Source organism: Bacillus sp. PK3-067 (assembly GCF_056738645.1).
Genome location: NZ_CP096490.1, coordinates 1,618,332 through 1,631,267 on the forward strand (window position 1 = coordinate 1,618,332; position 12,936 = coordinate 1,631,267).

Here is a 12,936-nt window from a genome sequence, read left to right on the forward strand (position 1 = left end):
ACTACATGAATTAAATTACAGACTTGAGAAAATTTTCTTTGAACGCATAGTTATGTGAGACAATGGCTAAGGGAAAGTATTCCAAAAAATAAAAAGATGAGAGAAAAAATTTTCTCAGACGTTATATAGGGTGTAAAAGCTTTTACAAAACAATAAGGGGAATCGCTACATGAAATCAAATGAGAAAAATTTTATAAAAAGATTACAGCGGCAAAAAGAAGACGCGTTAGAATTTGTTGTCGATACATACTTACCACTCATAAAGGGGATCACGCATAAAGTTCTACTTCCCATTCAAAATGATGGACTCATAGAGGAATGTATAAACGATATATTTCTTTCCATTTGGAATAACGCAAATAAATTTCATGGAGAGCCGAGTGATTTTAAAAAGTGGATTGCAGCGATTGCAAAGTTTAAAGCAATTGATTATTACCGGAAATCGACTAAAACGGTAGAAATCATTTCAGATGAGTTTCATATCAGTACAGAAAAATCAGCAGAAGACGAATTAATCGTTATGGAAGATAGGGAAGAATTATTGAAGCTCATTAATCAATTAGAACCGCTAGATCAAAAGGTGTTCATTATGAAATATTTACTTGGTATGAAGACAGAGGAAATAGGTGACAAGTTAGGATTAACTCGGGCAGCAATTGATAATCGAGTGTACCGTGGGAAAAAGAAACTACAACAAAATGCTACGAATATTAGTTTTGGAGGTAGTGCAATATGAAAGACATTTATGAACTATTAAATGATATTGATATAGACGAAAAAGAACTAGAAGAAATTGAGGCTTCTGAAATTGAAAAGGAAAAAGTAAAACGAAATGTAAAACAATCGATACGTACGAAGAAAAAGATGAAAAGTTGGAAAAAAGGTGTGGCTGCTGCATCTATTTTAGTAGGATTATCAGTTGCAACACTCGGTATCGGATTTCCTACATATGCGGGGGGATTGCCAATTGTCGGTGACATATTCCGATTATTAGATAATGGTAGAACAGGGTTATATGAAAATTATAAAGAGTTTTCGACTGAGTTGAATATGACAAGGGAGAGTAATGGGGTTAAGGTTACAATTAATGATGCTGTGTTCGATGGTAGAACAATCACAATCACATACTCTATTGAGAGTGATAAAGATTTAGGTGAGAAGCCAAATATATTTGGATATCCGCAGGTGATGGGGTTTAATGGCGGGGGAGGAAGCTCTCAAGTAACAAAAGTTGGAGAGAAAAAGTACGTAGGTATGACTACGATGAGTGGTAATAGTAGTAAAAGGTTAGATGTTGCAAACGTTTGGTGGAATATGGAAGAGATTGAGTTGGATTATAAAGGTAATTCAATTAAGGGGAATTGGAACTTCGCACTTAGTTTAAAAGCAATGGAGAGTAAAGAAGTAAAGGTTAATAGGGTTTCTGAAAATGAATTAATAAAAGTAAATATAGACAAAATGGAAGTAACTCCGATGTCATTTATCGTTTTTTTCAATCAGGAAGAATCTAAAGTATTAAGAAGTATATGGGATAGCGCTGATGTGGAATTAGAAATAAAAGATGATTTAGGAAATAAATATGCTGGTGAAGGAAATGGCGGAACTAGTACAGTAGCCGAACCGCACAAAAGTAGTTGGAGTTCTACATTCCAAAAGTTAAACGAAAATGCAACAAAGCTTATCGTTACACCTCGTGTACACTTGCGAGTTCATACACCTGAAAATCATGGTGGAGTAGAGTATGTGAATGGAAAAGAGAAGAAAATAGAAGTGCCGAAAAAAGAAGCGAAGAGTAAAGATATTGTGTTAGATGATATCGTCATTGATTTAAAGAAATAAAAGAGAGACTGCCTAAAACCATTTAGGCAGTCTCTTTTTCGTTAAGAACTAGTAACGAGTAGTGCATGCGGATGCTGCGTTTTATATTCATCTTTCCACGGAATGTTTAGTTGTTCCCATGATTCGCCGCTATCATTGGATTGAAAGACGCCATTGTTATTTAACGTGTAGAACGTATGTGGTTCGGCTTCGTTTGTAGCAAACATCGAAATGACTGTACCGATTGCAGATGGTAGTCCTTGTTGTACTTGCTGGAACGGAGTATCTTTCGTTTTTCGATAAATATAAGATTCATAAGGGATACGGTGATGAGCCAGATCAGCACTCGGTGCAGCTGAAACGAGAATCGTATTGCAATCAGCTGGATCAATTGTCATGCTGTATAAATAATGATGTTCAAGTCCTTCACTACATGAGATCCAGCTGTTTCCATTGTTATAACTTTCAAGATAAGCACGATCAGGTCCGCCCATAAATCCGTCACCACATGATGCATAAAGACGATTTGGTGCTTCAGGGTGCATAAGTAATTGATGAGCATCGATAGGAGAACCGAATTTTTTATCAATCCATGTATGCCCTTTATCATTACTTTGAATAACAGCACCAGCTTCGATTGAAACGTGTATTGTATTAGGGTTGTTTGGATCAACTGTAATCCAGCGTACGTGATGGGTAAAAGGTCTAGGCGGGAAAGCCCACGTATAAGAAGATAATAATGATTTCATATTTTTAAGTTCAGTCCACGTTTCACCACCATTTTCAGAGCGAAATAAAGCGCTCGGTTCTGTGCCGACATAAACGACCCCATATCCGTTCACTTGTTCATTTGAGCTTATTGTTATGGAAGTGATAGAGGAGTGTAAAATACCATCTTCTTTAGGGAAATCAAAGTAACGATAAGAATCTCCAATTGGTCTCCATGAATCCCCGCTATCGTCGCTTAACCATAGACCTCGTCCGAATGTTCCGCAATATACACGGTTTGGGTGGAACGGATCAACAGCGATACAGGTAGGTTGCATATTTTGTAAGTGGTAAGTCGTTTCATAGTTATCATATTGTTCTTTCACTACAACAAGTTCACGTTCCATACAGAGAAATAAACGTTTCATTTAAGTAACCTCCTTAAAATTCTTTCATTAGTAAACAATATGAAAATAAAAAAGAAGTAGTCTTGTTTTATTTGAGAAAAAGGGATTGTCTAAAAAATAGCGAAGTGTGTATACAGAGGAAGCGGGCGTTTACAATCAGTCGATTCGGGATAAAGATGGGGAGTTTGTTTCATACTAACATACAGATATTGTACTTAAAGGAGTATAAGTATGGGACATTCGCATGATCATGGTCATTCAAAAAATAAAAAGGCATTACTAATTGCCTTCCTACTAACAACAAGTTTTATGATTGCAGAAGTTGTTGGTGGCTTTGTAACAAATAGCTTAGCACTACTATCTGACGCAGGGCATATGCTAAGTGATGCAGTATCTTTAGCTTTAAGTTTACTTGCGTTTAAGCTCGGAGAAAAAACAGCAACAACTGCGAAAACATACGGGTATAAGCGAGTCGAAATGTTAGCAGCATTATGTAACGGTGTCGTTCTTATTGTCATTTCGGTATACATTTTTATTGAAGCAATCCGTCGTTTTAAAGAACCAGTTGAGATTGCTAGTAATGGGATGCTCATTATTGCAGTCCTTGGTCTGCTTATTAATATTTTATCAGCTTGGATATTAATGAGAGGCGGAGATGTGAAAGGTAATTTGAATTTAAGAAGTGCTTTCCTGCACGTACTAGGCGATCTATTGGGTTCCGTCGGAGCGATCATTGCTGCGTTACTTATTAAATTTTTCGGATGGACTGCTGCAGATGCGATTGCTAGTATTCTTGTGTCTATTTTAGTTATTATTAGTGGATGGCGTGTAACACGTGATACGGTTCATATATTAATGGAAGGTGCACCACAGCACATAAATGTTGAAGAGGTAAAAAGTACGTTATTAAATATTCCGATTGTCAAAGAAGTTCATGATTTGCACATATGGTCTGTCACATCAGATTTTCAAGTATTAACATGTCATCTTATTATTAAAGGGAATGAAACGCAAAGTGTATTAAAAGAGGCTACGTATGTATTAAAGGAGAAATTTCATGTAGAACATGTCACCATTCAAGTAGAAATAGATGGTGAATTTCATCACGATGAGACAACTTGCAAAGTATGAAAGAAAAAGGATAAGAAAAAGTGTCATAACATTTTTCGCACGGCATACATATATATAATGTGGCCACAAATACTTTGCAAGGTAAATATTTCATGAAATTACTTTACTTATAAAGAGTCATCTTTTATAATCAAAAGTGGTAATTGATAAAGATTATCATTTTCAATGATCGTAGAAAGGAGTTTTTTAAAAGATGAGTAGTCAACTCCGTTTTGCTGTTGAAAATCGTAAGAGGCATTTAATTGATGAGTTAATTGGAGCAGGTGTGTTTAAGATTCGCGACCGACAATTATACGAGCTGTCTTTAGAGGAATTGGAAAAAGAGTACGAAGATATGGAAGATTATGCAAATATTCAGGCGTAGCTATATAGATTAGTAAAAGGAGAGCTGGTTACGATTTTGTGTAACCAGCTCTCTTTTTATTTCGTAGAAATTATTTTTTGTATTTCTTTCATGGGACGGAGCCAGTTGTGGGTCATTATTTGTTCCATTTGTTTTTCGTCCTGCTTCTGTAATGCTTGAATGATAGAGTGATGTTCTTCAATAGATTGACTTGCTGGAACAAAGTTTTGGAAAAACAAATATTCAAGACGTAAAACGTGAAGTTGCATATTTTCTAGAAAGGGTTCAATATATTGGTTTTTAGCAATAGAAGAAATTGTATTGTGGAATTGTATATCTAATTTTAAAGCTTGTTTTGCGTTTTTTTTCTCTATAGAGTGCTGAAAATGATCATTTATTTCAGAAAGTATTTGAATATCAGCGTCTGTAATGTTTTGAAGAGCTTGCTTTCCTATAATAGAGTGAAGACCAGCCATCGTTTCATAAATGATAGATACGTCGTCTAACTTAATAGGAGCAATTTTCGTTTTTTGCCCTGGTACCATTTCCACTAATCCAGAAAGCTCTAATATTTGAAGTGCTTCCCTTACAGGTGTTCTGCTTACTCCTAGTGCCTCAGCCAATTCCCCATCATTAATTTTTTCATTGGGCTTCAGTACACCTTCAATAATCCAATTTTGTAGTTGATTTAAAACGAGTGATTTTGCTGAAATTCTTCCTGGTTTTTTATAATTTTGAGGGATAGGCATAGTGAATTCAATCCTTTCATTGTATATTTTCCTTTTTTGCATGAACAAGCTTTAATTTTTGTTTCCCTTCATCCGGTTTTTGGCTTAAGATGAGCACCATTACAATGACACAAAAAGCGCCTAATAACTGAAAAGATTGAAATGGCACGTGCAATATAAGTACAGAAGAAATAATAGCTGCGAGTGGTTCTGTGCAACCAAATAATGTTGTTTCTTTCGGAGTCAGGTATCGTATGCTGTCTAAGTATAAATAAAAGGCAATAAGTGTCCCGAAAATGACGACAAATGTGATGAGCGGTAGGGTACTTAGTTTTACATATTTCATAGTTGATAATAAAATGAATTCGTTTGTAGAAATAAAGTGTACAATCGTTACACCAATACCCCCAATAATCATGCCCCATCCAACGATAACGGAGGAAGACCATTTTTCTAACAATTCCTTTGAATATAAACTATAAAAAGCGAGAGATAATCCAGATAAAATACCCCAAATAATAGCTGGTGTAGAAACAGCCAAGTTATGAACAGACCCGTTTGTTAGTAAGAGAAAAGTGCCTACTAATGAAAGGGTAATTGAAATGAAATCAATTTTTGATGGACGAACGTTCCATTTGAAAAGTAAGTATACAGTGATGAATATAGGAGCTAAATATTGTAATAATGTTGCCACGGCAGCATTTCCCTCTTTAATTGAAGCGAAATACGTATACTGTACAGCAAGCATACCGAATAGACCAAACAAAATCATTTTAATAGCATCAGATTTTTGTTTCCAAATGCCAAATATCTCTTTTTTTCTCGTTCCGAATGAGGAAATAATGAGCAAAATAATTCCAGATATAAGTAAACGGATCGTAACTAACCATTCGGTTGAAACATTGTCATATTGAAAAAGCTGTTGTGCAGCTGTACCAGACAAGCCCCATAAACAAGCACCGATTATGACCATTATAATTCCTTTTAATCGATTTGAATCCATATGATTTAAAATTCTCCTTTCTAAAAATATAAATTGAATACAATATGCAATATATCACAGAATAACTCGTTAATAAACTGAAATTTCTAATTTTATTTTTTGTGTATAGTAAAATATTGTAGAGGAGGGGGAGTATATGTTAGCTGGATTTTTAGTTTGTTTATTTGTTGGGTTACTTATCATTTTTTTAGGGTATCAAATACATGTGAAAAAGAGGTTGTTTTTGTTAGCAGGATATCAAGAAGAAACGTTTGTTGGAGATAAAAATAAATTAGCGAAGCTTTCAGGAGCATTTTCTTATATAGTTGGAGTTGCTACTATAATATTACCGCTTGGCTTGGAAAAAATAGGGGATGTAGTTGGTATCGTATATGCTATATTAATTGTTTTAGGTACAATTGTATTTATAATTAAAGCAAACCTATTAAATAAGAGTGCTATAAAGTAAAAAGGCTTCATTCTACTGAAGCCTTTTATTAATTATTATGAAGTATAAGTAAAAGCCGGAATAGGATCAATAAATGTATTCCACTTTTGTCCCATTTCCTTTTCTGTTAATAGACAATCATCTAATGATTGTTCAATCACAGAACGATTCATATCAATACCGATAAATACGAGCTCAGTTATTCGATCTCCATATCGCTCGTCCCAGTTTTTTAATACTTCTGGTTCTTCTGCAATCATTTGATTTCTTTCAGTTTCAGGTAATGCGGCTATCCATTCACCGGCTCCTTGAATTGTAATAGAGGAACCTGCTTGAGATAGAAGCCCTATCATATTATTACGAGATGCCAGCCAGAAGAATCCTTTCGCTCTTACAACATCTAAAGGCCATTTTTCTAGCCAATTCATAAGGCGCTCGGGATGGAAAGGATATTTGCGGCGGTAAACAAAGGAATTGATACCGTATTCTTCCGTTTCCGGTGTATGATAGTCACTATTTAATTCTTGTATCCAGCCGGCCGATTGACTGGCTTCTTCATAATTAAATAGATTTGTGTTTAAAATTTCTTGTAATGGTACTTTGCTAAACGAAGATTCAAGAACTTTTGCATTAGGATTTAATTTTTTTAGTAAATGATGAAGCTCTATCACATCTTCTTTTTCTAGCAAATCTATCTTATTAAGAATGATTACGTTTGCAAACTCAATTTGATCTATTAATAAATCAATAACTTCCCGGGTATCATTCTCATCGATTGCTTGTTTTCGGTCTAATAAACTTTCTCCATCTGCAAAATCATCCCAAAATCTGTTTGCATCTACAACTGTAACCATCGTATCGAGGCGACAATTTTTCGTTAAATCAATGTTAAGAACTTCGTCTGTATAAGTAAACGTTTGAGCAACTGGAATAGGCTCACTTATACCAGAAGATTCAATAATAATATAGTCAATATCACCATTTTCCACAAGACGATTCACTTCTATCATTAAATCTTCTCGTAGTGTACAACAAATACAGCCATTTTGAATTTCTACTAGTTTTTCCTCCGTACGTGAAAAACCACCCTTTTTTATAAGAGATGCATCAATGTTTACTTCGCTCATATCATTAACGATAACAGCTACTTTTAAGTTATTCTTATTAGTCAAAATGTGATGTAGTAAGGTAGTTTTTCCAGATCCTAAAAAACCACTTAATACAGTGATAGGTACTTTTTTCATGAAATGATCTCTCCTTTAAATCGTAATGATTACGTTTTATGTTAAACGATAGGAAAAGAAAAAGCAAGAATAAATCATAATGATTACGATTTAAGAATAGAAATAGACTATAAAATTTGTGCTGTAGTATGGAGCATTTGGACAAGCACATGTTTACATATAAATAAAATGGAGGCGAGAAGCTTGGTCTTTAATAGAGTTTCAAAAGAATTAGTAGGCATAGCTCTTATCGCTATGTTTCTCTTTTTATTATTTTTTGTAGATTTTACAAGTCTAGCAAATTTGCACAAAAATATGCCACAGGAATGGTTGAATGTGAATACAGTATTTTTAAGTATCATTTTTGAAGCAATACCCTTTATTTTATTAGGGGTAATTGTTTCTTCATGTATTCAAGTGTTTGTGACGGAAGATATGATTCAAAAAGTACTGCCGAAATCTCCGATTGTTGCAATGATTCCGGCAGTATTTGTGGGAGTTCTTTTTCCAATGTGTGAATGTGTCATTATACCAATTGTAAGAAGGCTCATTCAAAAGGGGTTACCACTTCATGTAGGCATTGTTATTTTACTGAGTGCACCCATTATGAATCCAGTTGTTCTTTTATCTACTGTATATGCGTTTCCAAAAAATGATTACGTTGTATATGCACGCTTTGGGATAACAATTTTAGTTGCTCTATTCATAGGTCTAATTGTGTATTATTGCTATCGCGAAAGAAATGTTTTAAAAGATATAGAGGTTTCAGTTCAAACAAGCAATAAAAAGAGTTGGAAAGATGTTATGAATCATATTGTAGATGAGTTTTTTGATACTGGTAAGTATTTATTGATTGGTGCTTTTTTAGCAAGTGTATTTCAAACGTTTTTTGATCGGAATGTACTGGATGCAGTAGCACATAACGAAGTAATTGCCCCCTTTATTATGATGGGATTTGGTTATGTTTTATCAATTTGCTCTGCAGCCGATGCTTTTATAGCGGCATCTTTTGGACATGTTTTCTCGGTAAAGGCACTTCTCGCATTTCTTGTATTTGGGCCTATGCTTGATATGAAAAATACGTTAATGCTATTTGCATATTTTCAAAAGAGATTTGTATTCTTTTTGATCGGAATTGTCATTGCATCTGTGTATACCATCCTGCAAATCATAATGTTATAGGAGGTGAGAAAGAATGGAGAAAGAGGAGCAGAAGGCATATCATCGCTATATACGTGGCATTATTTTAATTGGTTTAGCAATGCTCTTATTTAAACTACTTGTAACAGGGAATATTTATAATTTTATCGCTCCAAAAATGATTAAATTTACGTATATAGCTTTTGTAGTAATTTTAATTTTTGGTATTGTACAAGTTTGGAGAGATGGAAGAGAAAAACAGCATGATTGTAATTGTTGTAAACATCATATAACATCAAAATCAGGGATAAAAAGTTTCTTTGTATATGTTTTATTTGTCGTTCCGATAGTTAGTGCTTTTCTCTTTGGAAGTGTAACAATTGATGGAAGTTTAGCAGGAAAAAGGGGTATGAATCAAAGTGTACAGTCGAGAAGTCTAGAAAGGAACGAAAAAGAGGGGAAACAGGTTAAGTTTGATGGGCGAGAAGTATCAGTTGATCCAGAAGAAACATCAAATTTAGCAACGACTTATAAAACGGAAGAGCAAGTAGTAAAAAGTATGTTAGGACAGCGTAAACTACAAGTAAAGGATAAGGATTATGTTCAAACAATGAATGTAATTGGTCAAAATGTCAATTGGTTTAAAGGGAAAGAAATTACATTCTTAGGGTTTATATATAAGGATAAAGATGTGACGGGTAATAAAGCAGTAGTGGCTCGATATGGTATAACTTGTTGTATTGCGGATGCATCAGTCTGGGGGATGATTGTTACCGGGAAAAATATTGAAAAAATTCCAGAAGAAACATGGGTGAAAATAACAGGATTATTAGATGAAACGACATATAAAGGAACAGTCTTTCCACTTGTAAAAGTAAACAAAATCGAGAAAATTAATAAGCCAACTGACCCATATGTATATGATGCTTTACCTCAATAGAAAAGAATAAATTCTTCATATTTTCATGAAATAGAATCATAATCATGGCAATAAAAAAATAAAGATAAGAGTAATTTGGTTTGTTAAAAATATGTGCAGAAGGAGTTATGCGATGAACTGGGTTACTCATAAACCATCATTTGAATTTGAAACATTTAGTCCTATTATTCGGTCACAATCTGCGTGGAGTGGACATTTAGATTTTGCATATGACTTAGTACGATTTGAAAAACCGGAAACTTTAGTTGAGTTAGGTACACATCTAGGTGCTTCTTTCTTCAGTTTTTGTCAAGGAGTAAAAGATGGAGGGTTATCGACTAAATGCTTTGCAGTAGATACTTGGGCTGGAGATGGGCATACAGGTCCATATGGAGAAGGGGTTTTTCAAATAGTAGAAAAAGTAGTGAGCGATAACTACCTTAATATAGGAAATTTAATTCGATCTACTTTTGATGATGCTGTAGACCGGTTTCAAGATGAAACGATAAATCTGTTGCATATTGATGGCTATCATACGTATGAAGCTGTTTCTCACGATTATAATACATGGCTACCGAAAGTCGCGAAAAACGGTATTGTATTATTTCATGATATTGAAGTTAGAAGTGGTGATTTCGGCGTGTATAAGTTTTGGGATGAGGTAAAAGCGAAGTGCCCTCATTTTCAATTTGCGCATTCATATGGACTGGGAGTGTTATTTCCGAAGGGTTGTAGTGATAAGTTTGAGGAAATACTTAAAAATAAAGAAGAAATACAAAATATGTATAAATAAAGATAGGGCATACATCATTTTAAGGATGTGTGCCCTATTTTTTGCGTAGAAAATAATGGTGTGAATTAAAAAGTTAAGATAGTTGTAAAAAGTTTTGTTGCAGCAAATATTAAAAAAGTTAGTATGGGATTGTTCCTTGTAAATAAAGTGAAGCTTTAATATGTTCATATCGATTCGGAATTTTACAGTAGTTAATTTCTTACCTAAGTGCTTTGCACTTACTGAATTTTAAGGCGGAGGTCTTATTGGCCGAAAATATCGGGATAAATAAAAATACAACATTTTTTATATTTTTCATTGCGAAAAACGTAATCTACTTTTACAATAGAAAGGGTTGTGAATATATTATACTGGAAAAATAAATCGAAATAATATGAAAATTTTGTTTTGTCTTCGCTAATTGTATATTACATACATGTAAGACGACATACGTCATGTTATCGACTTGTAAGGAGAGAAAAAAATGAAAAGTGTAAGATTACCATCGATGCTAGAAATCATAGTTCTTTTATTACTATTTCTTGCTGTTGTCTTTTCCTTCCAAACGATTTTTGATCTCCCAATTCAATTAGCGCTATTTATTTCATGGTTTTTAGTAATTGCGCTTGGATTAAGATTAGGATTTCGTTATCAAGAATTGCAAGATGCAATTACGAAAGGGATTTCTAACGGATTAGAAGCAATACTGATTTTAGTTGCAGTAGGTGCTTTAATTGGAACGTGGATTGCTGGTGGGGTAGTACCAACATTAATCTATTATGGATTAGAATTTATTCACCCTAGCATATTCCTATTAGCAACATTAATTATTTGTTCTATAACTTCTATCGCAACAGGAACGTCTTGGGGAACAGTGGGAACAGCAGGTATTGCTATGATGGCGATTGGTGAAGGACTTGGTTTACCACTTCCGCTTGTTGCTGGTGCAGTTCTTTCAGGAGCTTATTTCGGCGATAAATTATCACCACTTTCTGATAGCACAGTTCTTGCAGCTTCTATGGCGAAAGTAGATGTTATTGCTCACGTTCGAGCTATGCTCGTATTAGATGTTCCGGCTTATATTATTACTAGTATTATGTTTACTGTAGCTGGTTGGATGTATGGCGGCGATAATGTAGATTTGAATCGAGTAGAATTTTTAAAAGAAGCTTTATTAAAGCAATTTGATATTAAAATATGGATGCTTGTTCCGGCGGTCATTGTTATCGTTCTATTAGCGATGAAGAAACCGTCTATGCCAACAATTGCAATGGGAGCTTTAATTGGTGCAATTTGGGCAACTCTTTTCCAAGGGATGAACTTTGGAGAGGCGATTGGAACAGCTTATAACGGATTCTCAATTCAATCTGGTGTTGAGTTTGTTGACAAGTTATTAAACCGTGGTGGAATTAACGGCATGCTTGGCTCAGTAGCCGTTATTATTTTCGGTTTAGGATTTGGTGGATTACTTGAAAAACTAGGTGTTTTAAAAGTAATCGTATCAAAATTTGAGAAGAAATTAAATTCTGCAGGTAATGTAACATTGTCTACATTAATCGTGGCATTCTTAGCTAATATATTTGGTTGTGCGATGTATGTATCACTAATTTTAACACCAAAAATTATGGAAGATAGCTATGATAAATTAAAAATAGACCGTCGTGTATTAGCGCGTAACTCAGAAGTAGGTGGAACGTTAACTTCAGGTATGGTTCCATGGTCTGATAATGGTATTTTTATGGCTGGTATTTTAGGTGTAGCAACGTTCTCATACGTTCCGTTTATGTGGTTAAGCTTCGTATCGTTAATTTTAGCAGTTATTTACGGATATACAGGCAAATTCATCTGGTATGTAGATGATGCAGATAAAGGAAAGCAAGCATCATAAAATAAAAATCACCTTCTACAATATGTAGAAGGTGATTTTTTTATTTTTTAATAGCATTTGCTGAAGTTATTTCATTCTCATATTTAGCAATTTTTTGTTGTATCTTTTTTAAGTTTTTTTCAGTGTCTTGCATGAGCTGTAAGACATTGGTCTCCTGTTGTTTCATTAATGCTAACCTTTGAAGGATGGTAGATTCTCCTTCCATAGACCAGTCGATAAATTGTTTTATTTTTTGAATTGGCATACTGGTGTTTTTTAAACACAAAATCATTTCTAAATATTTCAGTGCTTCTTCATCAAAAACTCGATCTCCTTTTTCGTTTCTTTGCAGAAAAGGAAACAGTCCTTGTTTATCGTAATAACGTATTTGAGAAATAGTTAAATGTTGCATTTTGGCGACTTGCCCAATTGTATAATACATATCATTCA

At 34.2% G+C, this 12,936-nt stretch carries 14 protein-coding genes; 9 read left to right on the forward strand and 5 right to left on the reverse strand.

Annotated elements, in window-relative coordinates; genetic code table 11:
• Positions 1-169: 169 nt before the first annotated feature.
• Positions 170-736 carry a sigma-70 family RNA polymerase sigma factor gene (locus M1D73_RS08490; protein WP_000840007.1) on the forward strand — a complete coding sequence of 189 codons (567 nt, stop codon included), beginning with the start codon at positions 170-172 and terminating at the stop codon, positions 734-736.
• Positions 733-1,839 (forward strand): DUF4179 domain-containing protein, encoded by a 1,107-nt coding sequence (locus tag M1D73_RS08495; RefSeq protein ID WP_000653138.1) that lies wholly within the window; start codon positions 733-735, stop codon positions 1,837-1,839. Before M1D73_RS08490 ends, M1D73_RS08495 begins: the two co-directional genes overlap by 4 nt.
• A 41-nt stretch (positions 1,840-1,880) precedes the next feature.
• Here M1D73_RS08495 and M1D73_RS08500 read toward each other — a convergent pair whose 3' ends face one another.
• Positions 1,881-2,954 (reverse strand): WD40/YVTN/BNR-like repeat-containing protein, encoded by a 1,074-nt coding sequence (locus tag M1D73_RS08500; protein WP_121868193.1) that lies wholly within the window; start codon positions 2,952-2,954, stop codon positions 1,881-1,883.
• Positions 2,955-3,164: 210 nt separating this feature from the next.
• Here M1D73_RS08500 and M1D73_RS08505 point away from each other — a divergent pair, with 210 nt between their 5' ends.
• Positions 3,165-4,064: a cation diffusion facilitator family transporter gene (locus M1D73_RS08505; protein WP_000510034.1), complete on the forward strand. Its 900-nt coding sequence runs from the start codon at positions 3,165-3,167 to the stop codon at positions 4,062-4,064.
• Positions 4,065-4,257: 193 nt separating this feature from the next.
• Entirely contained in the window at positions 4,258-4,428 is a 171-nt protein-coding gene (gene fbpA / locus M1D73_RS08510; RefSeq protein ID WP_000098302.1) for a Fur-regulated basic protein FbpA, read from the forward strand.
• Positions 4,429-4,484: 56 nt separating this feature from the next.
• Here the strand turns inward: fbpA and M1D73_RS08515 are convergent, their stop codons facing one another.
• Positions 4,485-5,156: a GntR family transcriptional regulator gene (locus M1D73_RS08515; RefSeq protein WP_121868199.1), complete on the reverse strand. Its 672-nt coding sequence runs from the start codon at positions 5,154-5,156 to the stop codon at positions 4,485-4,487.
• A 16-nt stretch (positions 5,157-5,172) separates the two neighbouring features.
• On the reverse strand, positions 5,173-6,138 hold the full coding sequence (locus M1D73_RS08520; protein ID WP_000378080.1) for a DMT family transporter: 966 nt from the start codon (positions 6,136-6,138) through the stop codon (positions 5,173-5,175).
• A 136-nt stretch (positions 6,139-6,274) separates the two neighbouring features.
• On the opposite strand from M1D73_RS08520, the gene M1D73_RS08525 reads away from it, so the two are divergent.
• Complete coding sequence (locus M1D73_RS08525; RefSeq protein WP_000879373.1) at positions 6,275-6,586, forward strand: DUF3784 domain-containing protein; 312 nt, start codon at positions 6,275-6,277, stop codon at positions 6,584-6,586.
• A 35-nt stretch (positions 6,587-6,621) separates the two neighbouring features.
• Here M1D73_RS08525 and M1D73_RS08530 read toward each other — a convergent pair whose 3' ends face one another.
• On the reverse strand, positions 6,622-7,809 hold the full coding sequence (locus M1D73_RS08530) for a GTP-binding protein (RefSeq protein ID WP_000757677.1): 1,188 nt from the start codon (positions 7,807-7,809) through the stop codon (positions 6,622-6,624).
• Positions 7,810-7,977: 168 nt separating this feature from the next.
• Here M1D73_RS08530 and M1D73_RS08535 point away from each other — a divergent pair, with 168 nt between their 5' ends.
• The 4 genes from M1D73_RS08535 to nhaC all read left to right on the forward strand — a co-directional run bounded on the left by M1D73_RS08535 (position 7,978) and on the right by nhaC (position 12,507).
• The gene (locus M1D73_RS08535) at positions 7,978-8,970 is read left to right on the forward strand and encodes a permease (RefSeq protein ID WP_002195363.1); all 993 of its coding nucleotides are present in this window, start codon (positions 7,978-7,980) and stop codon (positions 8,968-8,970) included.
• A gap of 13 nt (positions 8,971-8,983) precedes the next feature.
• A complete protein-coding gene (locus tag M1D73_RS08540; protein ID WP_121868195.1) occupies positions 8,984-9,868 on the forward strand; it encodes a TIGR03943 family putative permease subunit in 885 nt (294 codons plus the stop codon).
• A gap of 112 nt (positions 9,869-9,980) precedes the next feature.
• Positions 9,981-10,640, forward strand: coding sequence for a class I SAM-dependent methyltransferase (locus M1D73_RS08545; protein WP_001104669.1), 660 nt, complete (start codon positions 9,981-9,983; stop codon positions 10,638-10,640).
• 463 nt (positions 10,641-11,103) lie between these two features.
• The gene (gene nhaC / locus M1D73_RS08550; protein ID WP_000843992.1) at positions 11,104-12,507 is read left to right on the forward strand and encodes a Na+/H+ antiporter NhaC; all 1,404 of its coding nucleotides are present in this window, start codon (positions 11,104-11,106) and stop codon (positions 12,505-12,507) included.
• Between the two features lie 40 nt (positions 12,508-12,547).
• Here the strand turns inward: nhaC and M1D73_RS08555 are convergent, their stop codons facing one another.
• Positions 12,548-12,928, reverse strand: a complete 381-nt coding sequence (locus M1D73_RS08555) for a MerR family transcriptional regulator (RefSeq protein ID WP_000291863.1) — start codon at positions 12,926-12,928, stop codon at positions 12,548-12,550.
• Positions 12,929-12,936 lie beyond the last annotated feature (8 nt).